The 26,601-nt window shown below is 68.1% G+C and carries 25 protein-coding genes; 8 read left to right on the plus strand and 17 right to left on the minus strand.

Going from position 1 to position 26,601, the window contains the following annotated elements; translation table 11 throughout:
- Positions 1–387 precede the first annotated feature (387 nt).
- From rpsN to rpmB, 3 genes are read right to left on the minus strand one after another with little or no spacing between them, the layout of a single operon-like run.
- Complete coding sequence (gene rpsN, locus AC1DH3_RS14625) at positions 388–693, minus strand: 30S ribosomal protein S14 (RefSeq protein ID WP_043485315.1); 306 nt, start codon at positions 691–693, stop codon at positions 388–390.
- 4 nt (positions 694–697) lie between these two features.
- On the minus strand, positions 698–865 hold the full coding sequence (rpmG, locus tag AC1DH3_RS14630; RefSeq protein WP_056737121.1) for a 50S ribosomal protein L33: 168 nt from the start codon (positions 863–865) through the stop codon (positions 698–700).
- Positions 865–1,101: a 50S ribosomal protein L28 gene (rpmB, locus tag AC1DH3_RS14635; protein ID WP_011693744.1), complete on the minus strand. Its 237-nt coding sequence runs from the start codon at positions 1,099–1,101 to the stop codon at positions 865–867. The genes rpmG and rpmB overlap by 1 nt, the downstream gene beginning before the upstream one ends.
- Positions 1,102–1,574: 473 nt before the next feature.
- On the opposite strand from rpmB, the gene AC1DH3_RS14640 reads away from it, so the two are divergent.
- The 3 genes from AC1DH3_RS14640 to AC1DH3_RS14650 are packed head-to-tail and all read left to right on the plus strand — an operon-like array spanning position 1,575 to position 4,301.
- Positions 1,575–3,017, plus strand: coding sequence for a ferredoxin reductase family protein (locus tag AC1DH3_RS14640; protein ID WP_441419303.1), 1,443 nt, complete (start codon positions 1,575–1,577; stop codon positions 3,015–3,017).
- On the plus strand, positions 3,014–3,511 hold the full coding sequence (locus tag AC1DH3_RS14645; protein ID WP_441419302.1) for an FMN-binding protein: 498 nt from the start codon (positions 3,014–3,016) through the stop codon (positions 3,509–3,511). The genes AC1DH3_RS14640 and AC1DH3_RS14645 overlap by 4 nt, the downstream gene beginning before the upstream one ends.
- Complete coding sequence (locus AC1DH3_RS14650; RefSeq protein ID WP_476909630.1) at positions 3,495–4,301, plus strand: FAD:protein FMN transferase; 807 nt, start codon at positions 3,495–3,497, stop codon at positions 4,299–4,301. The genes AC1DH3_RS14645 and AC1DH3_RS14650 overlap by 17 nt, the downstream gene beginning before the upstream one ends.
- Positions 4,302–4,352: 51 nt before the next feature.
- Here the strand turns inward: AC1DH3_RS14650 and AC1DH3_RS14655 are convergent, their stop codons facing one another.
- From AC1DH3_RS14655 to AC1DH3_RS14670, 4 genes are read right to left on the minus strand one after another with little or no spacing between them, the layout of a single operon-like run.
- Positions 4,353–5,765, minus strand: coding sequence for a GH1 family beta-glucosidase (locus tag AC1DH3_RS14655; protein ID WP_441419300.1), 1,413 nt, complete (start codon positions 5,763–5,765; stop codon positions 4,353–4,355).
- Between the two features lie 50 nt (positions 5,766–5,815).
- Positions 5,816–6,577 carry an SGNH/GDSL hydrolase family protein gene (locus AC1DH3_RS14660; protein ID WP_441419299.1) on the minus strand — a complete coding sequence of 254 codons (762 nt, stop codon included), beginning with the start codon at positions 6,575–6,577 and terminating at the stop codon, positions 5,816–5,818.
- Between the two features lie 56 nt (positions 6,578–6,633).
- Positions 6,634–8,451: a glutaminase A gene (glsA, locus tag AC1DH3_RS14665; protein WP_476909631.1), complete on the minus strand. Its 1,818-nt coding sequence runs from the start codon at positions 8,449–8,451 to the stop codon at positions 6,634–6,636.
- A 45-nt stretch (positions 8,452–8,496) separates the two neighbouring features.
- Positions 8,497–8,985 (minus strand): MarR family winged helix-turn-helix transcriptional regulator, encoded by a 489-nt coding sequence (locus AC1DH3_RS14670; protein ID WP_441419297.1) that lies wholly within the window; start codon positions 8,983–8,985, stop codon positions 8,497–8,499.
- Positions 8,986–9,076: 91 nt separating this feature from the next.
- On the opposite strand from AC1DH3_RS14670, the gene AC1DH3_RS14675 reads away from it, so the two are divergent.
- The gene (locus AC1DH3_RS14675) at positions 9,077–9,364 is read left to right on the plus strand and encodes a YciI family protein (RefSeq protein ID WP_441419296.1); all 288 of its coding nucleotides are present in this window, start codon (positions 9,077–9,079) and stop codon (positions 9,362–9,364) included.
- A gap of 1 nt (position 9,365) precedes the next feature.
- Here the strand turns inward: AC1DH3_RS14675 and AC1DH3_RS14680 are convergent, their stop codons facing one another.
- From AC1DH3_RS14680 to AC1DH3_RS14705, 6 genes are all read right to left on the minus strand, one after another.
- Positions 9,366–10,190 carry an SGNH/GDSL hydrolase family protein gene (locus AC1DH3_RS14680; protein ID WP_441419295.1) on the minus strand — a complete coding sequence of 275 codons (825 nt, stop codon included), beginning with the start codon at positions 10,188–10,190 and terminating at the stop codon, positions 9,366–9,368.
- A gap of 78 nt (positions 10,191–10,268) precedes the next feature.
- A complete protein-coding gene (locus AC1DH3_RS14685) occupies positions 10,269–11,339 on the minus strand; it encodes a siderophore-interacting protein (protein ID WP_476909632.1) in 1,071 nt (356 codons plus the stop codon).
- Positions 11,336–12,202, minus strand: a complete 867-nt coding sequence (locus AC1DH3_RS14690; RefSeq protein ID WP_476909633.1) for an ABC transporter ATP-binding protein — start codon at positions 12,200–12,202, stop codon at positions 11,336–11,338. Before AC1DH3_RS14690 ends, AC1DH3_RS14685 begins: the two co-directional genes overlap by 4 nt.
- A 1-nt stretch (position 12,203) precedes the next feature.
- A complete protein-coding gene (locus AC1DH3_RS14695) occupies positions 12,204–13,232 on the minus strand; it encodes a FecCD family ABC transporter permease (protein WP_476893426.1) in 1,029 nt (342 codons plus the stop codon).
- Positions 13,229–14,305, minus strand: coding sequence for a FecCD family ABC transporter permease (locus tag AC1DH3_RS14700; RefSeq protein WP_476909634.1), 1,077 nt, complete (start codon positions 14,303–14,305; stop codon positions 13,229–13,231). The genes AC1DH3_RS14695 and AC1DH3_RS14700 overlap by 4 nt, the downstream gene beginning before the upstream one ends.
- A 9-nt stretch (positions 14,306–14,314) precedes the next feature.
- Positions 14,315–15,346: an iron-siderophore ABC transporter substrate-binding protein gene (locus tag AC1DH3_RS14705; RefSeq protein ID WP_476909683.1), complete on the minus strand. Its 1,032-nt coding sequence runs from the start codon at positions 15,344–15,346 to the stop codon at positions 14,315–14,317.
- A 523-nt stretch (positions 15,347–15,869) separates the two neighbouring features.
- On the opposite strand from AC1DH3_RS14705, the gene AC1DH3_RS14710 reads away from it, so the two are divergent.
- Complete coding sequence (locus tag AC1DH3_RS14710; RefSeq protein ID WP_441419290.1) at positions 15,870–16,364, plus strand: FBP domain-containing protein; 495 nt, start codon at positions 15,870–15,872, stop codon at positions 16,362–16,364.
- Positions 16,365–16,398: 34 nt separating this feature from the next.
- Here the strand turns inward: AC1DH3_RS14710 and AC1DH3_RS14715 are convergent, their stop codons facing one another.
- Genes AC1DH3_RS14715 through AC1DH3_RS14725 form a run of 3 tightly spaced genes read right to left on the minus strand, consistent with a single transcriptional unit; the run spans position 16,399 to position 22,306 of the window.
- Positions 16,399–19,884 (minus strand): ATP-binding protein, encoded by a 3,486-nt coding sequence (locus tag AC1DH3_RS14715; RefSeq protein ID WP_476909635.1) that lies wholly within the window; start codon positions 19,882–19,884, stop codon positions 16,399–16,401.
- Complete coding sequence (locus AC1DH3_RS14720) at positions 19,881–20,855, minus strand: DUF4194 domain-containing protein (RefSeq protein WP_476909636.1); 975 nt, start codon at positions 20,853–20,855, stop codon at positions 19,881–19,883. The genes AC1DH3_RS14715 and AC1DH3_RS14720 overlap by 4 nt, the downstream gene beginning before the upstream one ends.
- Positions 20,856–20,857: 2 nt before the next feature.
- Positions 20,858–22,306, minus strand: a complete 1,449-nt coding sequence (locus tag AC1DH3_RS14725) for a DUF3375 family protein (protein ID WP_476909637.1) — start codon at positions 22,304–22,306, stop codon at positions 20,858–20,860.
- Between the two features lie 303 nt (positions 22,307–22,609).
- Here AC1DH3_RS14725 and AC1DH3_RS14730 point away from each other — a divergent pair, with 303 nt between their 5' ends.
- The 3 genes from AC1DH3_RS14730 (at position 22,610) to AC1DH3_RS14740 (ending at position 26,092) form a co-directional block, all read left to right on the plus strand.
- The gene (locus AC1DH3_RS14730; protein ID WP_441419286.1) at positions 22,610–22,924 is read left to right on the plus strand and encodes a hypothetical protein; all 315 of its coding nucleotides are present in this window, start codon (positions 22,610–22,612) and stop codon (positions 22,922–22,924) included.
- A gap of 64 nt (positions 22,925–22,988) precedes the next feature.
- On the plus strand, positions 22,989–25,004 hold the full coding sequence (locus AC1DH3_RS14735) for an acyl-CoA dehydrogenase family protein (protein ID WP_441419285.1): 2,016 nt from the start codon (positions 22,989–22,991) through the stop codon (positions 25,002–25,004).
- A 167-nt stretch (positions 25,005–25,171) separates the two neighbouring features.
- Positions 25,172–26,092 (plus strand): YrzE family protein, encoded by a 921-nt coding sequence (locus AC1DH3_RS14740; protein WP_476909638.1) that lies wholly within the window; start codon positions 25,172–25,174, stop codon positions 26,090–26,092.
- Here the strand turns inward: AC1DH3_RS14740 and AC1DH3_RS14745 are convergent.
- Positions 26,089–26,517 (minus strand): YchJ family protein, encoded by a 429-nt coding sequence (locus tag AC1DH3_RS14745; RefSeq protein WP_476909639.1) that lies wholly within the window; start codon positions 26,515–26,517, stop codon positions 26,089–26,091. The two genes, AC1DH3_RS14740 and AC1DH3_RS14745, sit on opposite strands and share 4 nt — an antisense overlap.
- Positions 26,518–26,601: the final 84 nt, after the last annotated feature.

The raw sequence follows: 26,601 nt of genomic DNA on the forward strand, positions 1-26,601 counted from the left end.
CAGCGCGCAACATTCCGCGCCGTTTTCCAGGCCGTTTATCAGGGGGTCGGTCGCTATCTTTCCGCTTCAGCGGCGGCGACTCGAACTACTTTACACACCAACCCGACCCCATACAAATCGGCCCCCGCAAGCACCTCCCCGCGCCACAAACCCCGGAAATCCGCGCCAAAACGGCCCGCGGGGCGCGGGAAGTCGAGGTCCGGCATCCAAAGTCGTCGGTGTGGGCTCCGTCACCGGGCCACGCGTGGTGCCGACACCGTGGGCGGCGGTGGGCGGAGGCCGAGGGACGAGGAGCCGGCGTGCGCAACACCGGCTTAAACGCAAGAAGGGCCGGCAACCATTTGGTTGCCGGCCCTTCTTCAAGCCACTGGCTTCAGGAGTGCTGAATTACCAGGAAGACTTCGTGATGCCCGGGAGCTCACCGCGGTGAGCCATGTCGCGGAAGCGAACACGGGAGATACCGAACTTCTGGAACGTGCCGCGGGGGCGGCCGTCGATGATGTCGCGGTTACGCAGGCGGACCGGCGAGGCGTTGCGGGGCAGCTTCTGCAGGCCGAGGCGTGCAGCTTCGCGTGCTTCGTCGGTTGAGTTGGGGTCAACCAGAGCCTTCTTCAGTTCGAGGCGCTTTGCAGCGTAACGCTCGACGATGACTTTACGCTGTTCGTTCTTAGCGATCATTGACTTCTTAGCCATGTGTTTAGCGCTCCTCTCGGAATTCGACGTGCTGGCGGATTTTGGGATCGTACTTCCGCAGGACCATGCGGTCCGGGTCGTTACGACGGTTCTTGCGCGTCACGTAGGTGTAACCCGTGCCCGCGGTCGACTTGAGCTTGATGATCGGACGTACGTCCTTGTCCTTTGCCACTAGAGCTTCACTCCTCGTGCCAGGATGGCGGCGACGACTACGTCAATGCCGCGTACGTCGATGGTCTTGATGCCACGTGCAGAGACCTGCAGGGTGACATTACGGCGCAGGGACGGAACCCAGTAGCGCTTCTTCTGGATGTTCGGGTCGAACCGGCGCTTGTTGCGGCGGTGCGAGTGCGAAATGCTGTGTCCAAAGCCCGGCTCGGCTCCGGTCACCTGGCAGTGTGCTGCCATGACGACTCTCCTAATGAAAATAATATGAAACGGCTGGCGGAGTTCCGCATAGCCGTGCGATCGGCGGCGTCCGCAGCCAGCCCCACCCGCGTTCCGCAGCAGTCCGACAGCCGGCTGAACCGGCTGCAGTCCTCACTGAGGCGAAGATTGTGGGTCACAGGCACCGGGCGGCGATAACCAAAAGGAATCACTGCGAAGTGCCGGGATACTGGGCGAATACAGGAGTGCACGCAACTTGAGCCCCTAACTACCGGCCACCGGGAGTGCCTGATTCCTCAGCCATTTCCGCCAACCGGAGCAATTGCACACGCTCCGCGCCACCTAGCGCCTACCAAGTCTACGAGCTTGGCGAATTAAAGACCAATCCGGGCCCGCAGGGTGTATAAGCGGCGGCCGTCCCCGCGCAGGCAAGTCACATCAGCGGCGCAGTCCTTTCACAGCAAAATGAAAGGCAACGGGCAGATTCTGGATTCATGAACACACCAACCCAGACTGCCTTGCAGCCCGCGGCCCGACGGGCGCCTGCCGCCGGCAACCCCTTCAAGGGGCAGTACCGCAAACGGCTGTTCAAGGCAGACCTGCTCACCGTGATCGCATGGGCGTCGGTGGCCGGTGCCGTGGCGTTGTGGCTGGCCGACGGCGGCGTCGCCGGATTCTCAAGCGTCGCCGGAGCGTTCACGGCGATGGGGATCGTCGCGGGGCTCGCCGGGATGGACCTGGTGCTGCTCATGCTGCTCCTCGCCGCACGCCTCCCCGTCATCGACGGGGCTGTTGGCCATGACCGCGCCCTTGAATTCCACCGAAAACTCGGCAAGCCGTCCCTGTACCTACTGCTGGCGCACGGCGTTCTGATCGCGCTCGGCTACGGGCTGGCAGAGGGGCTTGACCCGATCAGCGAGTCAGTGGCCCTGTGGGTCAAGGTCCCCGACATGTGGCTGGCGTTCGTGTCCATGGCACTTTTTATCGCCGTCGTCGTCACCTCCCTGGTCGCCGTCCGCCGTCGGTTTCCCTATGAGTTCTGGTATGTCGTCCATCTGCTGACCTACGCCGCCGTGCTGACCTCACTGCCGCACCAGTTCAGCGTCGGTGGACTCTTCGCCGAAGGCACCTGGCAGCGCTGGTATTGGCTTGCGATCTGCATCGCGACGGGCGCCGCGCTGCTGCATTACCGGGTTCTCGAGCCCATTGTCGCCACGGTCCGGCATCAGCTGCGGGTAAGCCGGGTGGTGGCCGCCGGTCACGGCGTGGTCAGCATCGAAATGACGGGCCGGCATCTCGACGAGCTGGCCGGCAGCGGTGGACGGTTCTTCATCTGGCGCTTTCTCGCCCCGGGGCAGTGGTGGCACCCGCACCCGTTCAGCCTTTCCGCTGAGCCCTTGCAGTTCGACGCCGACGGCGGTGGCCGGCTGCGGATTACGGTCCGGAACCTTGGCAGGGGCTCCGCGAGCCTGGCCCGGCTGAAGCCCGGTACCCGGGTGGCGATCGAAGGCCCGTACGGGCTCTTCAGCACCGCCGCCCGCAGCCGGCAGCACGTTGTGATGATTGGTGCCGGCATCGGCATCACCCCCATCCGCGCCCTGCTGGAGAGCACTCCGTTCGCGCCGGGCGATGCGACCGTGATCCTCCGCGGCCACAGCCGGTCCGGTCTGTACCTCGGCGATGAAATCCTCGAGCTCTGCCAACGCCGTGGCGCGACCTTATTCCATCTGACCGGGCGCCGGCCGCGGGGCGTCCAAACCTGGCAACCGGAAACCGAAGCTCGCTCCGGTTACCGGCTGGCGAGCTACGCACCAAACCTCGCCGACGCAGACGTCTACGTCTGCGGCCCCGCGGACTGGGCAAGAAACGTCCTGGATGACGCGCGCCGGGCGGGCGTGCGGGAAGAGCAACTCCACTACGAAAGGTTCGACTGGTGAGAATTCGCGCAGTAGTTTCAGCGACCCTGGCCTCGGTCGGGATCCTTGTGGCCGGCTGGCAGTCGGGAGCGCATGTAGCGAACACGGCCAGCGCCGTCGGCACCACGGCGGGCACCACCGGGTCGGGCTCGAGCGGTTCGACCGGGAGTTCCGCGCCGTCCTCCGGAGCCACGGGAACCACGGGTTCCTCCAGCTCGACCGGCGCGGCAGCGAAGGCCGGAGGAACCTTTACCGGCGACGTCGTGCAGACCCGCTTCGGTCCGGTCCAGGTGCAAATCACCGTCAGCGGCGGCACCATCTCGGATGTCACCGCACTCCAACTCACCGACGACGGCGGCCGGTCGGTACAGATCAGCAACTACGCCGCACCCCTGCTGCGCGCTGAGGTGCTCCAGGCCCAGTCGGCCAACGTGCAGACCATCAGCGGAGCCACCGTCACCAGTGATGCTTACCTGACCTCGCTCCAAGCGGCCCTCGATGCAGCCCACGTCTGAGCTGGGCCGGCCGGAGCTGAAGGCCAAGACCTTCCGGTGCATGGGGACGGTCGTCAGCCTTACCGTTCCCCTCGGACCAGAGGACTGGACGGCGGACGCCGAAGCGGCGCTGGCGGAGGCCGCCGGCGTCGTCGAACGGCGTTTCGGGGAACTCGACGCCCGCTTCAGCCTTTACCGGCCCGGTTCCGAGGCCAGCAGGCTGGCGGCCGGGGAGCTCTCGCTGCGGGAGGCCTCGCAAGAACTCCGGGACTGCTACGCCGACGCGGCCGAATGGCGCCTCCAGACGGAGGGCGCGTTCACGCCGGAACGTCCGGACGGAGTGCCGGACCTTTCCGGGCTGGTGAAAGGGCTCGCGATCAAGGAAGCGGGGGCCCTCTTGCAGTCACGGGGGCTGGCCGACTGGTGCCTGAACGCCGGCGGTGACGTGTTGGTGGCCGGTTCACCCATCGTGGGCAGCCGGGCGGCGTGGCAGGCCGGCGTCGTGGATCCGCAGGACCGCACGACCCTGATCGCCGCTTACCCGTTGGGCGGCAGCACCGGCATCGGGGCCCTGGCCACCTCCGGCTCCGCCGAACGAGGTGACCACATCTGGACCCGCGGCTCCGGCGTCAGCGAGTTCAGCCAAGTCTCGGTCGCCGCGGCGGACATTCTCACCGCCGATGTGCTCGCGACCGCCATCGTGGCGGGCGGGGTCCGCATGCTCAACCGGGCGACGAGCGGCTGGGACGTTGAGGTGCTCGCCATTCGGACCGACGGGGGCATCCTCGCGACGCCGGGGTTCCGCGCCTGACTTGGGTTCGGCGCGGGCGCTCCCCCCACCCGTCGCTGTTGACCGGGCCGGCTACCCGCCCGCGGCTGGCAGCGCGTTCGACGCCGCAACACGCGAGTACCAAAGACCGCTCGCCTTGGGGATGCGGCGCTGCGTCTCGTAGTCCACCCGGACCAACCCGAAGCGCTGGTGATAGCCGAAGGCCCATTCGAAGTTGTCCAGCAGGGACCATGCGAAATATCCGCGGACGTCCACGCCGTCCGCCAGTGACTCGTGGACTGCCCGCAGATGTTGATCGAAGAACGCCAGCCGTGCCTGGTCATCCACGAAGCCATCTGCGTCCGGAACGTCTTCGAAGGCGGCGCCGTTTTCCGTGATGTAGATCGGGACCCCGGCCGGCCCGGTGTATTCACGCTGCAGCCGGTTCAGCAGCCGGCGGAGGCCCTCGGGCTGTATTTCCCAGCCCATTCCGGTGACGGGCAGTCCGCGGGGCACCTGCCGGACGCCGTCGGCCGCGACCAAGGGCGACGCGGGAGCTCCTCCGGCCGGTCCGGGGTGCGGCGCCGGATCCTTGGTGAATGCGTCCCCGTGGTAGTAGTTGACGCCCAGCAGATCGAGGGGCTGCGAAATGATGTCGAGATCCCCGGGCCGGACGACCTCGGCCATGCCGAGGTGGGCCACGTCGGCAAGCACATCGGCCGGGTATTCACCCCGGAACAGCGGGTCCAGGAACATCCGGTTCGACTGTCCGTCAACTCTCCGGGCGGCGTCGAGGTCCCCATCCCGGCCCGGGTCGGCCGGATCGGCCACCGTCAGGTTCAACGTGATTCCCAGGGTCGCCTCAGGATCCTGCCGGCGGAGCGCGCGGACGGCCAAGCCATGGCCCAGCAGCAGGTGGTGGACCGCCGCGAGCGCCGCGGCGGGGTCCTGCCGTCCGGGGGCGTGGATGCCCGCAGCATAGCCGAGGAAGGCCGAGACCCAGGGCTCGTTGAGCGTGGTCCAGATCCGGACCCGGTCACCGAGGGCCTCGTGCATCACCGCGGCATAGTCGGCAAAGCGCTCAGCCGTTTCCCGCGCGGCCCAGCCGCCCTTGTCCTCCAGCGCCTGCGGCAGGTCCCAGTGATACAGCGTGATCCAGGGTGTGATGCCCGCAGCGAGCAGTTGATCGACCAGCCGCGAGTAAAACGCGATGCCCTCGGGGTTCGGCGTCACACCGTCGGGCATGCAGCGGGCCCAGGAGATGGAGAAGCGGTAGGCGGCCAGGTTCAGGTCCCGCATGAGCCCGACGTCCTGGGCCGAACGGTGGTAGTGGTCGCAGGCGACATCGCCGTTGTGCGCATCCGCGACCGCCCCGGGCACGCGGCAGAAGACGTCCCAGATGGATTCCCCGCGGCCTCCCTCGTGGGCGGCTCCTTCGATTTGGTAGGCCGCGGTGGCAGCACCCCACAGGAAGCCGGCAGGAAAGGTGAGGGGGCTGCTGTTCATCCTGTTACTGCTCCTTGGGGCGGGAGTGCGTCGGGCCAGAGGGCGTCGTACTAGAGACGGGTGAGCTGAGGATACCGCGGCGAGAGGCCGTCGCCGGAGGACTTGCCGGTGACCCGGCGCACCACCCAGGGCCCGGCGAACTCGCGCACCCAGCGGGCATTCGCACGGAGCGCCTCGGAGCGGCTGAGCTCCGGGACCGGCGTCATCGGCGGCACATCGATCGAGTGGTCGTGCTCCAGCACGGTGAGGACGCGCCTGGCCATGTTGGCATGGCCGGCAGCGGACATGTGCATCCGGTCGGTCGCCCACATGCCCCAGTCGTAGTACTCGTTGAAGCGCCAGTAGTCCACCAGCAGGGCATCGTGGTCTCCGGCGATGCCGCGGACAAGTTCGTTGTAGATGGCGGTCCGCCCCCGCATGGTCCCGAAGACTTTGGAGCCGCGCGCGTCGAAACCGGTAAACATCACCACGGTGGCACCGGTGGCCTTCAGTTTCCGGATGCCGGCGTCGTATTCCACCAGCAGGTCATCGATGTCGATCTTGGGACGGAGGATGTCATTCGCGCCGGCGTAGATGCTCACCAAGGTGGGTTTGAGTGCGACTGCGGCGTCCACCTGTTCGGCCATGATCTGGCGGAGCTTCCTCCCGCGGATGGCGAGGTTGGCGTAGCCGAAGCCCGGGTCGGCCGCGCCCAGCTGCTCTGCCACCCTGTCGGCCCAGCCCCGCACGCCGTTGGGGCGGGCCGGGTGGTCGTCGCCGACGCCTTCGGTAAAGGAGTCTCCGAGTGCAACGTAGCGGGCTGTGAAATCCATGGATTCAGTCTGCCAGAGCCCCCTGGGTGGGTCACACCGGGGAATCGCCGCAGCTGCTACTCGCGGATCCGGACCGCCGTTTCTCGCAGGTACTGCTCCACCCGGGTGTAAGCATCCCGGGTCAGGGCTTTCCACAAGGCAATGGCCAGGTGAGGGTCGGCGGCTTCCAGCTCGGCGATCGCCTCCACACTGAGCACCATGACCTCTACCGGCCCCACTGCCCGGACGGTGGTTTCCTGCCGGTTGCCGCTGCCCAGCGCCAGTTCGCCAAAGGTCATCCCGGCGCTGAGGGTGTTCAGCTTGACCCGGTCCGCGGTGGGCCCGGGCGACGTGCTGCTGACTTTTCCGGAGGTGATGAAGTAGACCCCGCCGAACCGCAAACCTACACGCCGGATTACGTCGCCGTCGCCATAGGATTTCGGCGTCATCAGCGCTTCCAGCGCCGCCGCCTCCGCTTCCTCCAGGGGCGCCAGCGCGGGCGAGGCGGTGACGGGAACGTGGTCCGGGATCAGCAGATGGTCCCCGTGGCGCTCCAGCAGGCGGTTTTCGCAGTATTCGACGGCGGCGCTCCGTGTTGTGAAGGACGGAACCGGGCGCTCGCTTGACGTTGCCAGGGCTTCGGTGACCGACCCGTCCGCCTCAACCAGCACCAGGTCGCGCCCGGCGTCGGCCATCCCCTGCCTCATTCTGGCCAGCGTACGCACTGCAACCTCGCTGACTTGGTCCGTGCGCCGCATGTCCAGGATCACCAGCTCGACGTCGTCGGCCAGGCCGCTGACCTCACGCACCATGGATTCAGTCCCGGCGAAGAGAAGGTCGCCGTTGAGTTCGATCACCCGGGCCCGGTGGCCGTGGGCACGCAGGACATCGGCGGCCTCGTCGTTGCGGCGGATGCCCGAGGGTGTTTCGGTAACGTCGTAGGCGGCGAGGATGGCGGACCGGCCCGCCCGGGCCGCCCGGACGAAGTGGAGTTCCATGTCGCGGGAGAGTCGCTGCGCGGTGGCCAGCCCGCGGACGCTGCTGCCGTGCTCATCCAGCGGCGGTGAGTAGACCGCCAGGCCCACCTGGCCGGGCAGCACGGCGATGATGCCGCCCGCTACCCCGCTCTTGCCCGGCATCCCCACGCTGCTGATCCAGGCGCCGGCGTCGTCGTACATGCCAGAGGTCATCATGACGGACAGCACTCGCTCCACCGGCCCGATCTCAAGCACCTGTTTGCCGCTGAGCGGGTTCCGGCCGCCGTTGGCCAGCGTGGCCGCCATGATCGAGAGGTCGAAGCAGTTGACCAGGACCGAGCACTGCCGGAAGTAATCCTGCAGAACCGGTGTCGGGTCGTCTTCGATGATGTTGAAGGAGCGAAGCAGGTAGGCGAGGGCTGTATTGCGGTGGCCGTGTTTGAGCTCGGATTCGTAGACCTGCTCGTTGACCGAGAGCTGACGGCCTGCGAACCCGGAGTACGTGCTGAGTATCCGTTTGAACCCGGACTGCCCGCCTGATCCCCTAATCAGGGAGGTGGCAGTGAGGGCCCCGGCGTTGATCATCGCGTTGGCAGGCCGCCCCGTCCCTTCGGCGAGGGAGATCTCGTTGAAGGAATCACCTGACGGTTCCACGTCGACCTTGGCATCCACGGCCTCGGCGCCAAGGTCCTCGAGTGCCAGTCCGTAGGTGAAGGGCTTGGAGATGGACTGGATAGTGAATTCCTCGCGGGTGTCACCGATTTCGTACACCTTGCCGTCAACGGTAGCGAGGGCGATGCCGAAGTTGTCCGGATCCACGTTGGCCATGGCCGGAATGCTGCTGTAAGGCTTGCCGTCCTTGAGCAGCGAGATCTCGGCGTGGATCTGGCGGAGATAGCTGTCGATCGGCGATTCCATAATGCCAAGACTAGGGGACATCGGGCCGCTGGCCGCGCCGGGGTCTCAGGCCCGTTTGTTCTCCCGCAGGATCCAGTGGCCCGCGTCGAGCCGGGACACGATCTTTTCGCCGATACGGGCCAAGGCCGCGATGTCGTCCGGATCGAGTGCGTCCAGGAACAGCGCGCGGACCGCTTCGACATGACCCGGGGCGAGCCCCTCGATGGTGGCCATGCCGGCCTCGGTGAGGTGTGCCGTGGTCACGCGGGCGTCGCCGGGGTGCGGCCGCCGTTCCAGCCATCCGCGGTTCTGGAGTTTGGTGACCACGTGCGAGAGCCGGGACAGCGAGGCGCTGGTGCGCGCCGCGAGTTCGCTCATCGGCAGGTACCGGCCCTCGGCTTCGGAGAGCATGGCCAGGACGTTGTAGTCGAACAGGGAGAGTTTCCCGGCCGCATGCAGCTGCGTGTCCAGCGCGGCGGGCAACAGCGTGTTGATGCTCAGCTGGGCCAGCCAGGCGCGGCGTTCGTCGGCATTGAGCCAGCGCGGTTCGGTCATGGCTCCATTCTAGGAGCCTCGATGCTTGACGGTTCAACATCGGGCCGGTTTTGGTTCCTGCCTTCTTGCCGCCCGGCGGTAGGCTGGCGCTATGTACGTAGTCTCCCTGACCTACAAGGTGCCCGAAGAGATCGTCGACTTCCACCTGCCGGCGCACGTCGCCTGGCTGCAGGATGCGTTCGACCGCGGTGTCTTTATGGTGGCAGGCCGCAAGATCCCCCGCACCGGCGGCCTCCTGCTGTCCAACGCGGACCGCGCCGACTTGGACGCGGCACTGTCCAAGGACCCCTTCTACGTCAACGGCGTGGCCGACTTCGACGTCGAAGAGTTCCACGCCAGCCGTGTCGCCCCCGGGTACGAAAACCTGCTGGACAGCTAGCTCAGCCGGCCAGCAGCTTTTTCAGCCCGCCTTTGCGCGGGACTCTCACCGGGTCCGGCCAGCGCGGCTTGAGCTCATCCCCCAGCGTGACGCCGCGCAGCTTGCGGCCAAAGAGGGGAAGCACCCAGTCGTGCACCCAGCGGCGCTGCCGGCGTTCCCAGTCCCGGAGCCCGAGCCGGTCCGGCGGCCCCCATTCCTTGGGGCTGATGTTGTGCGGCACGCCGAGCTGGTCCAGGACCTGCGCGGCAAGGTATTTGTGGCCGGCCTTGGACATGTGGAGCCGGTCCGCATCCCACATCCGCGGGTCGTGGAAGGCATCAAAGCACCAGTAGTCCACCAACACCGCACCGTACCAGGCAGCCAGCTCCCGGACGCGCCGGTTGTATAGGGCGTTGCGCCGCTTCAGCGGCTCCAGCAGCACCGAGACCTTCACGTCAAAGCCCGTGAACAGCACCACCGTGGCTCCGCTGGCGGCCAGCTTCGCCACCAGGAATTCGTAATCATCCATCAGGTCTTCGATGTCCGTTCCGAAGTCCAGGATGTCGTTGCCGCCGGCGTACAGGGTCACCAGGGTCGGTTCCATGGCAAGCGCCGGTTCCAGCTGCTCGCCGATGATGTGGCGAAGCCGTTTGCTCCGGATGGCGAGATTGGCGTACTCCCAGCCCGGCTCCGCCTTCGCCAGCTTCTCCGCAACCCGGTCCGCCCAGCCGCGGACCCCGTTGGGCAGGCGCTTGCTGTGGTCCCCCACGCCCTCGGTGAACGAGTCCCCCAGGGCGACGAAGAGCCGCCGTCCATGAGTGCCCGGGGCTGGAAGGTTCTCGGCCATGGCGCCACGGTAGTCCCGCCGGACGACGTCGGGGTTAACGTGGGGGGCACAACGGGTGCGGCGGTCCGGGGAATCGGCCTAGAGTTCCGCTTTCCCCAGCCGCCAGTACCCCATAAACGCGACCTGCTTCCGGTCGATCCCCACGTCCCGCACCAGGTAGCGCCGCAACTCCCTGACGGTGCCCGCCTCACCGGCGATCCACGCGTAGAACGGCAGGGCACCGGCCGGCTTGTCCGGGTTCCGGCCGGTCCTGATGGCCGTCGCGTCCAGCCGTGCCGGGGTTTCCCAGAGGATGTCCCGGTCCACGTTGACGTCCTCGGGGTCCGGTCCGACAGAGCGGGGCTGCGCGGTGGCAGCCACCCAGCCCGGCGGCGGCACGGCCGCACGAACAGCCGCCTGGAGGCGCGCCCCGTGCGGCATGCGCCCGTGCGCACTCCCGCGGGCCAGCCAGGTGATGGCGACGTCGGCGGGCGAGACGAGGTCCTGGAAGTCGGCGGCGGAGGGCACCTCCAGCAGGGCCTGGCCGCTTAGGTACGGCGGGAGGCTTTCCAGGATGGCCCCGATCGCCGGAACCGCGGTTTCATCCCCCGCCAACAGCACCCGCTGGGCCAGTCCCGGACGCCATTCAATGCCGGCGTAACTTTCCGCCGTGACACAGTGCGCAGCCCGGTTGTTGGGTCCGATCAGGACCAAGCCGTCACCCGGCCTTGCCCGGGCTGCCCACTCGGCGGCGGGGCCGCCGTGGCCGGCCGCGTCGAGGTGCAGCACGAAGTCGACGTCGATCTCGGGGAAGACGGCATCCAGGCGTGCCTGCCGCACGGTGTAGGTGCGCATGGCGCCGCGGACAGCCGGGTCGAGGGCCAGCCATTCGCTGTACCAGGCGGGCTTCTCGGTCCGGAATTCGGGCAGCGGGATGTCGCGGCCATCGGCGGCCCGGGAGGGAATCATGAGCTTGATCCGCAGGTCCAGGGTGTTTCCGTGCACGCCGAAGTGCCGCAGCGAGTAGCCGCCGAAGGTGATCCGGCGGAAGTTCGGGCTGAGCTGTTCCACGGCGGTGACGCGGACGTCGAACGCCCTGGTCATGGGCTCGGCGGCGGGCAGAACTGTCACCGTCGCGGAGGCAGGGGACGGGGAAGGCGTTTCAGTCATGGGATCAGCTCCAGTTGCGGGTTCGGTGCTGCGGCGGAGGGGGCATGGGCGGACGTGGCGGGTGCGGTGTGGTGGCGGCCGAGGGGGACGACCAGCGGTGTGCCGGAGGCGGGGTCGGGCACCACCCGGGACTCCAGTCCAAAGACGTCGCGGACCAAGGCCTCCGTGATAACCGCCCCGGAGTCCCCTTCGGCCGCGATCCGGCCGCCCTTCATGGCGATGACGTGGTCCGCGTAGCGGGCTGCGAGGTTGAGGTCATGCAGCACGATCGCCACGGTGGTGCCGCGCCGGCGGTTCAGGTCCGTCAGCAGATCCAGGACTTCCACCTGGTGCGCGAGGTCAAGGTAGGTGGTGGGTTCATCGAGCAACAGAACCTCGGTCTCCTGGGCCAGCGCCATCGCGATCCAAGCACGCTGACGCTGGCCGCCGGAGAGCTGGTCCACGGAGCGGTCCGCCAGGTCCAGGGTGTCAGTGGCGGACATGGCGTTGAGCACCGCGCGCTGATCGTCCGGGGATGCCCCGCCGGACCAGCCGCGGAAGAAGCCCTGATGCGGGAAGCGGCCGCGGCCCACCAGGTCCCGGACCGTGATGCCGTCGGGCGCAGTCGGGTGCTGCGGGAGCAGGCCGAGTACGAGGGCAACCTCGCGGGCCGGCCTCGTGTGGATGTCCTTGCCGCCAAGAGTCACTGTGCCGGACGCGGGTTTGAGCAGCCGGGACAGTGCCCGGAGCAGCGTCGATTTTCCGCAGGCGTTGGCTCCGACGATCATGGTGACTTTGCCCTCGGGAATCTCGGTGCTCAGGTCCTCGATGACGGTCCGCTGATCGTATTTCAGCGTCAGGCCGGAGGCGTTCAGGGTTGCCATCTCAGGCGTCCTTTCGGTTGGCGGTGACCAGGAGCCACAGCAGGAACGGTGCACCCAGGGCGCCGGTAACGACGCCGACGGGCAGAACGGTCCCGCCGAGCACGAGCGGTGCGAGGTTCGCCGCAAGGAAGTCTGCGGCCAGGACGATCAGCGCCCCGGCCAGGGCCGAGGCCGGCAGGCTCGCCTTGCGCACAAAGCGGCGGGAAATGGGACCGGCGAGGAACGCCACGAAGGCGACGGGTCCGGCTGCTGCGGTCGCCACGGCGGACAGGCCAACGGCGGCGACGACGACGGCGAGCCGGGTGCGGCCGACGCGGACGCCCAGGCCCGCAGCGGTGTCCTCGCCGAGTTCCAGGATGCGCAGCGGCCGCGCGAGGACCGCAGCTGCGGGGACCAGCACGAGCAGGGCAAGGCCGAGGACCCCGGCCCGCCCCCAGCTGGCGGAGTTGAGCGATCCGTTGAGCCAGACGAGCGCGTCGGCCGCCGTCCGGATGTCCGCCCGGGTCATGAGGAAACTGACCACGGCCTGCAGTGCGGCGGCAATGCCCACTCCGGCCAGGATCAGCCGGTTGCCTGCCGCGTCCCCGCGGTCTGCCGCGGCGCCGAGTGCCCCGCGCCGGGCGATTGCGTAAATGATGCCGGCAACGGCGAGCGCCCCGGCGAGTGCCGCTCCCGAAACCATGGCCCCGGACGCACTGAAGAGAACGATCGCGGTAACCGCCGCGGCGCTGGCGCCGTAACTGATTCCGATCACGTCCGGACTGGCCAAGGGGTTGCGCAGCATCGTCTGGAAGAGTGCGCCGGATAGGCCAAACGCCGCACCGACCAGGCCGCCCACGACGGCGCGCGGCAGCTTGTGCTCCATCACGATGAAGCTCGCGCCCGGGATCTTGGCTCCGCCGGTGAGGTGGGCGGCCAGAATCCGGAAGAAGTCCGGGACGGTGACGGTGTAGCTGCCCAGCAGGACGGCTGCGGCGAAAATTCCTGCCACGGCGAGGGCCAGGAGGGCCGTGCGTGGTGCGGTCTTCACAGCCCGGCCCCCTTGCTTCGGCGGACCAGCCAGATGAAAACAGGCGCACCAACCAGGGCTGTCATGATCCCGGCTGGAACCTCGCCGGGTAGCAGGACCACCCGGCCGGCGATGTCGGCGGCGAGCAGCAGCACCGGGGCCACAACCAGGGAGAATGGCAGGATCCAGCGGTAGTCGGGTCCGGTCAGGAAGCGGACGGCATGCGGAACCACGAGCCCCACGAAGCCGATGGGCCCCGCCAGGGCCGTTGCCGAACCGCAGAGCAGCACAACACCCAGGGCCGTGATGCCCCGGGTCAGGCCCACCCGCTGGCCGAGGCCGCTCGCGAGGTCCTCGCCCAGGGCCAGCCCGTTGAGGTGCCGGCCAGTCCCCAGCACAATGGCCGTACCGAGCAGCAGGAAGGGCAATCCGGCGTGGATCGCGGACCAGTCACGCCCGGCGATGCTGCCCACCTGCCAGAACCGGAAACGGTCCAGCGTGTCCTGGCTGGAGACCAGGATGACGTTCATGAGCGAATACAGCCCCGCGCTCAGGGCGGCGCCCGCCAGGGCAAGCTTGACCGGCGTCGCACCGTCCCTGCCCAGCGAGGCGATCGCGTACACGAGGGCGGCGGCCGCGGCGGTGCCAAGAAACGCGAACCAGATGTATCCGGACAGCGCCGAAATCCCAAAGACGTAAATCCCGGTGACGACCGCCAGGGCCGCGCCGGCATTGACGCCGATGATCCCCGGGTCCGCGAGCGGGTTGCGGGCCACCCCCTGCATCGCCGCCCCGGAAAGCCCCAGAGCCCCGCCCGCGAGGAGGCCAAGGACGGTGCGCGGGATGCGGGCATGAACGACCGCGTGGTCGCCGTCCGCTGGATCAAACGCCGTCAGCGCCTCCCACACGGTCCCCAGGCTGAGGCCCCGGGCGCCAATGGCAAGCGATGCGGCGGCCACCAGCGCCAGCACGACGACGGCGGCCAGCAGCCCCGCGCCCCGGCGGGCACCGGAGCCACCGGACGATGCCGGTGTTTCCGCCCCGGCCGTCGCGGCAGGCGCGTCGGGACGCGCCGTCGTCGTGGGCATGGTCATCGAAGGGACCTATTTCCCCGCGCCGGCGGCTTTGTCCGCTGCGCCGGCCAGCTGCGGCAGGAAGGTGTCCAGCGCCCAGGGCAGGCTCAGTGGAGAGGACGCCGAGATGGACAGTGTGAGCGTGTTGTCCGAGTCGGCGACGAGCGCGCCGTTCTTGATGGCCGGGATCTGGCCCAGCAGGGCGTCGTTCTTGATGGAATCTGCGGTCTTCGCATCCGGGACCCAGCTCACGAAGACGTCCGAGCTGAGCTCGTTGGCCTTCTCGGCCGACCACGGGATGAAGAATTCCTTGGAGTTCCTGGACTTGTCCGCCACGATGGGCGCCAGCTTCATGCCGATCTCACTGAGGAAGCGCGGGCGGTTGTCATTGGCGGTGTAGACATTGATCCCGTCGCTCTTGGCCGGCTCGAGGTTGCCGTAGATAAAGGTCTTGCCGGCGAGCTGGGGGTACTGCGAGACCTTGTCCTTGATGGTTCCTTCGGTGTCGGCAATGAGCTTGGAGGCCTCCGTCTCCTTGCCGAGCGCCTTGCCGATGATGGCCGTGGAATCCTGCCACGACGTGCCGTAGGCGACCTCGGGCTGGGCCACGACGGGCGCGATCTCGCTGAGCTTCTTGTAGTCCTCCTCCGTCAGGCCCGAATAGGCGCCAAGGATGACGTCCGGGTTGAGCTTGGCGATCTCGGTGAAGTTGATGCCGTCCGCCTCGGAGTACTGGGCCGGGGCTTTCGCCGAGCCGAACCCGGCGCCCAGCCTTTCCAGCGCCGCGTCCTTCCACGGCGTGGACCCCTGGGCGTTGCCGCCCCATTCGTTCTTGGGCACCCCTGCCGGGACCACGCCAAGGGCCAGGGCGACGTCGTCATTGACCCAGGAAACCGTGACGACGCGCTGGGGCTGGTCCTTGATGGTTGTCTCGCCGAAGACGTGCTTGATGGTCACCGGGAACCCCGAGCCGGCGGCCGGAACGGGGGCGGTCGCCGTCGTCGACGCCGGTCCGGTGGAACAGGCCGCCAGGCCCAGCCCCACGGCGGCCAGGAGCGCCACGGCCCTGAGTGCTTGGCGGCTTAGGCGACGGAGGGTGGGGCGGCCCGAGGGGCGGGGGAAGTCGGCGGAAGCCACGGAACTCCTTAGGTAAGTGACGCGAACCTAAGTAAGGCTAGCCTATCCTTTGCATAATTACGCAAGACTTCAGTAACGTAATCACCCTGAGGGCTCGCTGCGTGGGTGTGGCTTGAAACTGGACAGGCGTCAGGGAGGTTTGCAAGGATTGGGCCGACCGGTGAATCCGAACCGGCCGTGGAATTGTGAACTTTGATGGATAGGGGAAGTGAGCATGCGCATCGCAATGATGACTGCTGCCACGGTCAGCGGGGTGGCCTCTTTGGCCTGCTACGCGGCCGCACAGTTGCCAGCCCTTCCCCGGCAATCCGGTCCCGGCGCGGACTGATTCCGCGGTAACGCCCGGTCCCAACCGGAGTCGAAGGCTGGCAGTCCCCTGCCCACTTACCGGCCCTGGCGCACTTCTTCCCCGCCTGGCTGGAACCATCCGATTCCGAAAGATTTCGTCATGCAAAAACTCACTGCCCAGCAGATCCGCACGTCATTCATCAATGCGAGCCGGTCAGAAGCCGCCAAACTCAACCTGCCCAAGAACTTCGACATCCTGGACTGGGAAAGCCTGGACTTCCTCGGCTGGCGAGACGGGAAGATGCCGCTGCGCGGCTACCTGGTGCTGCCCGGCGCGAACGGTCCCACCGGAATCATGCTCCGGGCCCCTGAAGGCGGCGCCAAGAAAAACCGCTCGGTCCTGTGCGAGCTGTGCCGCGACATCTTCTCCAAGGACGACGTCCTGCTCTGGGTGGCCAAGCGTGCCGGGCAGTCCGGCCGCAACGGCAACACGGTGGGCACCCTGATCTGCGCCGAATTCGGCTGCTGCCGCAATGTGCGGGTAGAACCTCCGGTGAACGAGATCAACCCGGATCCGGCCGCCGTCGTCCGCCGACAGATCGACGGCCTGGCGGGACGGACCGCGCAGTTCCTGGACCGCGTCCGGGGAACGTAGCGCCGGCAACCGCAGCGCCGGCTGCCCTAACAGGTCAGCGCAGGACGATGTCCACCGGGTTCGCCTCGGAGCGCCATGTGCCCTCCGAGGCGGACCCCGGGGCGATCACCGGGGCCGTCAGGACGCCGGAGCGGTTGGTGCGCTTGTCCCGGAGGATCTCGGTGACCGAGCCGAGGTGCCGGGACAGGTCGATCACGTTTTCCGGCGCGGCCAGGAGCAGCTGGAACCCGAACTCGTGCAGCGCCTTGATGCCGGCGCCGGCGAATTCCTCCGAGGCCAGCACGAAGGCCTCGTCCATCATCACCGTGCCGTACGTGGTGAAGCCCTGCTCCGCGATCCCCAGCTGGTAGCTCAGTGCCGCGGCCATGATGAAAGCCGTGAAGCGCTGCCGCTCGCCGCCGGACATCGAGCCGGTGTCCGCGTGCATGAAGACCTCGGTCTTCTTCTTCCCGCCCTTCGCCGCCGCCTTGGAACCGGACCCCTGCACCTCGCGATGCTCCTTGCACTGGATAAAGAGATGGCCGCGGACGTCCAGCACCTCGGCGCGCCAGCGCCGGTCCTCGGGAGTCTGCGAACCGAGCCGCTTCACGAGCGTTTCGAGTGACTTGTAGCGGCTGGTGAGCTCGGCGTCCTCGTCCGTCTCCGTCCCGGGCGCCCCGGCGGCAGGCACGGCAGCTTTCCCCGTCCGGGTGTGGCGGACCTTCAGCGCGTTTTGGATTGCGTCCTTGAACTGCTTCGCCGTGGCGGGGAGGGTCTGCTTGATGTCGAGTTCCAGGAAGCTGCCCTCGTGGAAGTTCACCTCGGAGAGGATGCCGTTCAGCGGCAGGATCCGGCTGGTGATGGAGCGGCGTTCCTCGTCCAGCAGGTGCAGCAGCGTGCTGAAGGATTCGTGCGTGCGCTGGTTGAAGAACTGCCGGAACTCGGCCTCCTGCGCGGGCAGTCCGTCGCTGACAATCGCGTGGTAGCGGGCCTCGAACTCCCCCGCGGCGCCGATCGAAGTGCCGTGGTCCGCGGAGATCGCCGTGCCCCATTCGCGGACGAAGCCCTCGAAGATGCGCGTGAGCCGTTCCGAGGTGGCCTGCCCGCGGGAGTCGGCCGCGTGCAGCTCGGCCAGCAGCCGGGTCCGGACCTGGTTGGCCAAGTTGTCCAGTTCGTGCATCTCCAGCACCTCGCCGAAGTCCGTGAAGTACGGCGCCAGCGCCTCGACCGTGGCGTCCGACGGCGGTTGCTGGGCCAGGCGCTGCCTTGCGGCGTCCAGCAGGGAGTCAGCCGAGGTGAGCTGCGCATCGAGGGCCTTGTATTCGCTTTGCAGCACGGCGGCGGCCTCGGTGCTGGACTGGTGCTTCTGCCGGGCGGCCTCGATGTTGGCACGCAGCGGTTCGAGATCGGCCTGCGCGGCCAGGGCGTCCTTGAGCCGCTGCTCGATCCGGGCGAGCTCGTCGGCCGCGACCGCTGCCGAAACCTGCTCCCAGGTCCGGTGGTCGTCCGCCACGCGGCGCAGCGCGTCGAGCTGTCGGGTCATGCCCTGGTGGGATTCTTCCCGGCTTTGGGCCAGTTCGGCCGCCTTGGCGAGTTCCTGCTGCAGGTCCTCGACCTGCGCCGCGACAAGTTCGAGCTTGGAGGCGTTGTCGAAGCCGAGGACGTAGTCCTGCCGGGAGGTGAAGCGGTCATCCTTTTCCACCGTGTGGCGGTTGCGCTTGACCACTCCGCCCAGGCTCAGTCCCTTGTCCAGCCGGGCCAGCTCGTCCGGGTCCTCGACGCAGGGGTAGGCGAAATCGAGGGCGATCCGCTCCCGGATCCATTCGCCCGGCTCGGCGGCCGGCCCGGCGGTAAGGATGTCCAGTTTGGTCAGCAGCTCGCCGTCGGCGGCGTCCTGCACGGCCAGCGCACCGCCGGCGAGCGGCTTCGAGACGTCCACGGCGCGCAGCGCGCCGCGGACCGGGTGGTCGTTGAGGTAGCGGGTGACGGCGGCGAAGTGCTCGCCCGGAACCAGCAGCGTGGTGGCCAGGCTGCGCAACGCGCGCTCGGCCGCCGGACGCCACTGCTCTTGGCCCTCGGCGAGGTCGATCAACTCGCCGCCGAAGGGCATCTGCTCCTCGGGAACACCGGTGGCGGCCGCGATGGCGCTGCGGTTTTCGATGCTCGACGGCGGCAGCAGGGACTTGCGCGTCTTGAGCGAGACCAGTTCCTGCTGGGCCGCGGCGAGTTCCCGCTTCCTGGTCGCGTGGCCGTCGAAGGCCTCGAAGCGCAGCTCCTTGAGCGCTTCCGAGTCGTCCTTGAGCTCGGCCGAGCGGGCGGCGGCGTGCTCGTGCGCCTGCTCCCAGCCGGCGGCGGTCCATTCGAGCTCCAGACCGGCGTCCGTCAGGGCCTTGCGGGCGGATTCCTCCACCTGCTGGCGGAGTTTGAGGCCCACCCGGGCGTTCTCCAGCGACTGCTCGATCGCGGAGATCGCGTTGCCGCCCTGGTTGTTGTAGTCCGCCTCGAGCTGGCGCAGTTCCTTGGCCAGGCCGTCGCGGACGCCGCGTTCAGCCCCGAGTTCCTTTGCTTTCGCCTGGGCCAGGTCCTTGAACCGGGCGAGCGTCTTCTCGTGCACGGTGACGGCGAGTTGCTGCTTATAGGCCTCGAATTCCTCGCCTGCGAGCTCCCGGAGCCGGTTCGCGTCGAGCAGCGACTGCGCATACTCCTTGTTCAGTCCGGGGACCGGAGCGAGCTGGTCGCGCTGCTGCCGGACGTCCTCGAGCCGCTGCCGGATGGACATCAGGTTGCTGAATTCCTCGACGACGTCGTCCGCGGCGGCCAGCGTGGCGGGCGCATCCAGGACCTGGTCGCGGAAGAAGGTGTTGACGCTGCCGCCAAGGCCCTTACCGGCCTGGATGACGCGCAGCAGCGGGAGCGCCTGGTCCGAGTTGATCCCCAGCAGGCGGCGGAAGCGCTCCGCGAAGGCCTTGTGGACGTCGAAGATCTGCGCCTCCGGGAAGAGCGCGTCCAGCGCCGACTTGGTGAACCGCTTCTCCGCGATGCCCTCAAGCGCGGCCAGGTCCAGCGGCCTGTTATCGATCAGGTAGTACCGGCCCACACTGGACTCGGTGCCGTTCTTCGGCAGGTCGAACAGCGCGGAAATGGTCACGCGGGTGCCCGCGGCATTGTCGAAGGTCAGTGCGACGGCGGACCAGGTGGCCCCGGGGCGCTGGAAGGCACTCGCCGAGCCCTCGCCGACGGCCTTGTCCCCCACCTTGCCGCGCATGTACGTGAACGTGGTCCGCTTGTCCTCGACCGCGCCGCCGGCACGCTGGGCGGCGGCCTCGTTGGAGCGCGGCCGGGCGTCGAAGACCCGCAGCATGGCGTCGAACAGCGTGGACTTGCCGACGCCGGAGTTGCCGGTCAGCAGGGTGCCGTTGCGGTCCACGTGCATCGTGTGGGCGCCATGGAACGTGCCCCAGTTGACGACCTGGACGAGGGCGAGGCGCATCTGGCCGGGGTTGGTGAGCTCACCCATTGGCAGCATGGTCGCGATGCTCACTTGGCTTCCTCCGCTTCTTCAGTGTGGTCGCCTTGCGCGGCCCCACCGGCGACATGCTCTGCATGCTCGCTCGTTCCTCGCTTAGACGCATGCTGCCGCATGTCCCCGGCGTCGCCGCTGCTGTCCGTCACGGAATCGTCGTCGTCCGAGCCGTCCTCGCCGTTCAGGTCACCCGGGGCGGCATCGCCGTCGTCGTCCACATCGTCCGCCGGGTTGTCGCCGTCGAGCTCGATCAGGGGTTCGGTGCCGGAGGGGTCGGTGGAGGCGGCGATCAGGGCCTCGATCTGGGCCGGGATGTCGCCGATGTTTTCGAAGGGGAGGGCGAGCGGGAGGGCGTTGGAGATGGTGTAGACCTCGTCCAGGCCGGTGGTGAGGAGGAGCTGGCGGGCCAGGAGCTTGGTGATGGCGCGATTGACGACGTCGGAATCGCGCAGGGCGTCCTGCTGGCCGGAGGGCTGGTAGTGGGCCACGAGGTCGGCGATTTCCTCCCGCGTGATCGTGGGGTCGGTCTGGGCCGTGACATGGCGGTCCAGCAGCAAGCGCAGGCGGAGCAGCACGATGGTTTCGACCCGGCTCAGGGCCCGCTGTTGGCGCAGGATGCTGGAACGGGTGCTGCCGCCGATCGCCTCGGGGTCCACCGGGCGCAGCACCGCGACCTTGCGTTCGTGGTCCAGCTGAAGCGTCAGGAAGAGCTCGGAGAGCCGGCTGCGCAGGATCAGCTGGTTGTCCAGCAAGGTGGTCCACAGCTTCTCGTCCCGGCCGCCGTCGATGTACGGGCCTTTGAGGAGCTTCACGAGGGCCTGGCGGACCTTCATCGGGAGCACGCCGGTGTCCCCCGGGAAGAGGGCGGCGCCGTCGACGAAGGTGTCCCGCGGGGTGACGGTGAAGGGGTCGGCGGGCGCGTGCTGCGGCTCCTGCTCCGGCTCCTGGTCCGGCTTCGTCTCGTGCACTTCCTGGGAAAGTTCGGTCATCTTCAATCCTTCTTGAGCGTGACGACGGGCAGGTAGGCGGTGCGGGTGGAGCCGTCGATTTGTTCGAAGTCCAGCGGCTCCCAGGCCTCGCGGTCGAAGCCCGCGCCCTGGTGCAGGGCGTGCGAGAGCAGGGCCCGGATGGAGTTGATGTGGCGTTCCCCCTCCGGCAGCTGCGCCCAGGCCTCGGCCAGCGTGGAGGCGCCGGCGGACGCGGCGCGGATCGCCTCGGGGCTGGCCTTGCCGGTCCGCGGGGAGCGCACCCGGTCCGAGTCGCTGAACGCGATCGGGTCGGCCAGCTTCGGCGGCGCGGCAAACTCGTCCGGGTCGAAGAGCTTGACCATGGCCAGGGATTCGAAGCCGGCGTTGAAGAGCACCGGGCCGCGGACCAGGCCGGGTCGTTCGCGCTCGTAGGGCAGCGATCGGATTGCCTGCTCGGCCTCCCGCAGAACTTTTCGGAGCCGGACGGACTGGCGGTAGTCGTCGCTCTGGACATAGGTGTTGAGGCTTTCGCTGAGCTTGCCGTAAATCCGCTGGATCTGGCTGTGCTGGCTGCGCAGTTCGGCCACCAGGTTCTTCAGCGTCTCGCGCTCGTCCTGGCTGAGTTCGTCCGCGAACTGCCGGCTCAGCACCTCCCCGATCGCGGAACGGAAGCGAAGCTGCTGCTGCGGGTCCTCGAGGAAGGCGGTGAAGGACCGGAACGTCCTGCCCTCCGGGCTCTGCCGGAGCCGCTTGTCAGCCTCCAGCACCTGCGCCATGGTGGCGCCCTTGCTGTGGGATTCTTCGATGATCTGGTTCCGGAGCTCGCCCACCAGCTCCTCGATCCGGTCACGCATCTTCTTGTAGTCCGCCGGCAGGCTCGCGGCGAGGTCCAGTATGTTGCCGGCCGCTTCGACGGCCTCCTCGTCGTCGAGCAGTCCGTCGAACTCGCCGGAACTGATCTCCTCGATCAGTTGGCGGCGTTCGCCGATCTCCTCCTCCAACGATTCCAGCCGGGCGCTCTGGTCCGGGTTGGTCTCGTTGGCGAGCTTCTCGACGTCGCCCAGCAGCGTGCCGAGCCGGGAGCCGTTGAGCGTGGAGCGTTCACTGGACAGGCTGTCCAGGAAGGCAAGGACGCGGGCGGCGGGCTCGGTGACTTCGTACACGATCTGGCCCGACTGGTTCCGCCGGGTCAGGAAGTTCTTGCGGGTCCACTCGTCGCCAAAGCCTTTGCCGTTGGCGGATCCGCCCAGACCCGGCTCCTGGCGCCGGAGCTGCTCAAGGAAAGCGTCGACGTCGGCGTGGAACTGTTCCAGCGGCAGCTGCGGCCGGGTGCGGGTGAAGGATGCCTGCAACACGGCGATCACCCACGGCGCCGACCGGGTCAGCGCCCAGGCCGGCCCCTTCGTAAGGAGTTCGAGGTCCCGGAGCCGGGCGCTGATGGCGTCGGCGGAGGACACAGCGGAACGGGACACGCAATTCTCCAATCGCTGCCGAGGGTGGGGTCGGGCAGCGGATCTAAGAAAACTGCCAACTACAAGGTTAACGCAGGGCCTCCCAATCCCTGATCCCTGCTGAACCGCTCGCGTAGCGGGTCAGCAGGCGCGAGGACCGGGCTGCGGGTGAGGTTTCCGCGACCACTCCGTGACCTACGCCCGGGTAGCATTTCGATCCCGTATCAAGGCCTCACGACGCGCCTCAAGACTCTGGCTGGGTTCCCCTCCGGCACCCTACGCTCGGGCTACTGGTTCAGCCGGAGCGTCGGTGCAGGAGGAAGAATGCAGTTCGATTTAAGCGCAGTGGAAACGGCCACCATGGTGTTCGTCGGGACGCTGGTTTTCGCCCTCGTGATAGCCCTCTTCATCATGGCCGCGGCCTTCGCGGCCCTGATGCTGGTGGGTGCAGCCCGGCTGTCCTGGTTCGTGGCTGCCAGTGTCCTGCTCGGCCTGGTCCATGGCATCAACGCCGGCTGGGACCGGCTGCTGCACCACGCCGCCACGGTGGAGCTCCCGGGAGAATTCCCCGGCGAACTGATAGGGCAGTCCTCCCCTAGTACGGGCACCTACCCGCGGGTAGTATTGCGGGACAGCTGAAGGGTCCTCCACCCGCGGCGGATCCAGGGCTCGAGCCGGACAACCCGGTTAGAGGAGATGCCCAATGAGCTCCGCCGTCGACAACCCAGCCACCGAAGATCCGGCCACCGACAGCCCCGCCGCCGAAGTTCCGGTGGCCGCGCAAAAGATCGGTCCCGAGGCCACCGCGGCGGATGCCCGGGCCATCGCCGAAGCCGCCCGCGAAACCAGTTGGGACCGCCCCAGCTTCGCCAAGGGTCTCTACCTCGGCAGCTTCGACCTCAGTCTCATCCACCCCTGGCCGCAGGCGCCGGCGGACGACGTCGAACGCGGCGAAGCGTTCATGGAGCGGCTCACCACATTCTGCCGGACCATGTCCGGCCGAACTATCGAGCGCGACGCCAAGATCCCCGACGAATACCTCTCCGGGCTGGCGGCCCTGGGCGTCTTTGGCATGAAGATCCCCCGCGAATACGGCGGCCTGGGCCTTTCCCTCGTGTACTACGGCCGGGCGCTGGCCCTGCTGGGTTCGGTCCACCCCAGCCTCGGTGCCCTCCTGTCCGCGCACCAGTCGATCGGTGTCCCGGAACCGGTCAAGGTGTTCGGCACGCCGGAGCAAAAGCGCGAGTACCTGCCGCGTTGCGCTTCCGGCGCTGTGACGGCGTTCCTGCTCACCGAGCCCGACGTCGGCAGCGATCCGGCCCGGATGGGCAGCACCGCCGTCCCCTCCGAGGACGGCCGGTCGTACACGCTGGACGGCGTGAAGCTCTGGACCACCAACGGCGTGATCGCCGAACTCGTGGTGGTGATGGCGCTCGTCCCCGCGCACACCGACGCGGACGGAACCGCGCACAAGGGCGGCATCAGCGCCTTCGTGGTGGAAATGGACTCCCCCGGCATCACGGTGGAGAACCGCAACGCGTTTATGGGCCTGCGCGGCATCGAAAACGGCGTTACCCGCTTCCACCAGGTCCAGGTGCCGGCCGCCAACCGGCTGGGGCGTGTTGGACAGGGCTTGAAAATCGCCCTCACCACGCTCAACACCGGACGCCTCTCCATTCCCGCACTCTGTGTTGCCTCCGGCCGCTGGAGCCTGAAAATCGCCAGGGAATGGTCCAACGCCCGCACCCAGTGGGGCCGCCCGGTGGGCGAGCACGAGGCGGTGGGCAAGAAGATCGCCTTCATCGCCGCCAGCGCCTTCGCGCTGGACGCCGTGTTCGAGCTGTCCGCGGAGCTGGCCGACGCCGGGCAGAAGGACGTCCGGATCGAAGCCGCCCTCGCCAAGCTGTGGTCCACCGAAATCAGCTGCCGGATCGCCGACGAACTGGTGCAGATACGCGGCGGTCGAGGCTTCGAAACCGCCGATTCGCTGGAGGCGCGCGGCGAGCGCGCCGTACCGGCCGAACAGCAGCTGCGGGACCTGCGGATCAACCGGATCTTCGAGGGCTCCTCGGAAATCATGCGGCTCCTGATCGCACGTGAGGCCGTGGACGCCCATCTGGCCGCCGCGGGTGCGCTCGCCTCCGAGGACGCCAGTCTGTCCGAAAAGGCGAAGGCCGCGGTGGGCGCCTCCGGCTTCTACGCCCGCTGGCTGCCGAAGCTGGTGGCCGGTACCGGGATGGATCCGCGCTCCTACGGCGACTTCGGCCGGCTCGCCAGGCAGCTGCGCTTCGTGGAACGCGCGTCGCGGCGGCTGGCGCGGCAGACCTTCTACGGAATGGGCCGCTGGCAGGCAAAGCTGGAACACAAGCAGGCGTTCCTGGGCCGGATCGTGGACATCGGAGCGGAGCTGTTCGCGATGGCCGCCTGCTGCTCGCGGGCGGAGATGCTGCTCCGGACCTCCCCGGAACGAGGCGCCTCGGCCTACGAGCTCGCCGACGCCTATTGCGAGCAGGCGCGGGTCCGCGTCGAGGAGTATTTCGACCAACTCTGGCGCAACACCGACGACGGCGACCGCGCCCTCACGCGCCAGGTCCTCGCCGGGGACTTCGAATGGCTTGAGGCGGGCGTGCTGGACCAGTCGGAGGGGACCGGCCCTTGGATTGCGGATGCCAGCCCGCGCGCCTCGGTGAAGGAGAACCTGCACCGAAAGTACCGCTGACGTGGGGCGATGCCGGTGCGGCCACGCTCTGGCATGAATAGTAAGCATCCTTGCTATTGGCGCGGCTGCCGTGGTTAGGTGGAATCAAGACCTGATGACGGTCGAAGCATTGCAGTGCCCGGTTCAAATTATGGGTTCGGGTCAACCAATGAAAGCGAGCAGCCATCATGAGCAGCACAGCAGGCCCCGAAGACCGCCTTCCCCGCCGCGCACGCGAGGAAGACGCAATCGTTGACCGGGATCCCCGGATCCACGACGCCCGCCAGGACGGCGTGACTGCGGAACAGCCCGTCACGGCCGACCAGCAGGCGGGACGCCGCGCCGAGGACCGGGCGGAGGCACGGGCCGAGCGCGCGAACGACACCCGCGCCTTCCCCGCCGCTCCGCTCGCGGGCACCGCTACTACCGGCGCCGCCGCAGCGGGCACAGCCAGCCGCGACGACCGGGTGGTCCACGGGACCCGCGATGACCGCCTCGCAGACGACACCGTCGTTGAAGAGGTGCCCACCCGCGAAACCGTGGTGGCCCGCGAGAAGGAGCAGTTCGGCGGCGTCAAGATCGGCTCCGCGTTCTTCGGCTGGCTTGCCGCCACCGGCATGGCCGTGCTGCTCACCGCCCTGGTCGCCGCCGCCGGCACCGCCGTCGGCCTGGCCACCAACACCAACGTCAACGAGGCGGTCAACCAGGCCTCGCAGAACCAGAGTGTGGGAATCGCAGGCATCATCGCCCTGCTCGTGATCCTCTTTGTGTCCTACTACTGCGGCGGCTACGTGGCCGGCCGGATGGCCCGCTTCAACGGCGCCCGCCAGGGCCTGATGGTGTGGATCTGGGCACTGATCGCGGCCATCGTCGTCGCCATCCTTGCTATGACCGCCGGACAGCAGTTCAACGTCCTCGCAAACCTGAACAGCTTCCCGCGCATCCCGGTCAACGAGGGCGACCTCACCGCCACGAGCATGATCGCCGCGGTCGTCATTGCCGTGGTGGCCCTCATCGGCGCGATGCTCGGCGGCCTTGCCGGCATGCGCTTCCACCGGAAGGTGGACCGCGCAGGCTTCGCCCCGATAGAAACCGTCGAGGAGCGCTAGGCGAGAGTGACCGCGCCGACGTAGTACCAGCGTCGGTCCTCGCGCAGGAAACGGCTCGTTTCGTGCTGGACCCCGCGTTCGCCGTCGTGCCGGTAATACGCTTTGAACTCGACGGTCCCCTCGGTGTCCAGCGGGCCGCCGCGGCCCGTCGACACGATGTCCAGGCGTCGCCACCCCACGGCCGGATCCAGCTCAAGCTGGGCCGGCCGTGTGTCCGGATGCCAGGTCCGCAGCAGGTAGGCCGCATCAAGCACCACGAACGCGCTGTAGCGGGAACGCATCAGCTGCTCCGCGGTGGGGGCCTCCGCGTCGCCGCGGTGGAACCGGCCGCAGCAGTCGCCATACTGCTCGCCGGATAGGCACGGGCAGTTGCCCTGGTACGGGGCGTCGTGGGGCTCCAAACTGGCGGCCTGGGCGTGCGTCAAAGGGATCCTTCCGGCGGGCCGGGCGGGTCCGGCGTGGTCTGTTTCCGACTATAGACGCCCGGCCGGATTTGAGATTCCGGCGGC

This window comes from Arthrobacter sp. 05L428 (genome assembly GCF_056397665.1).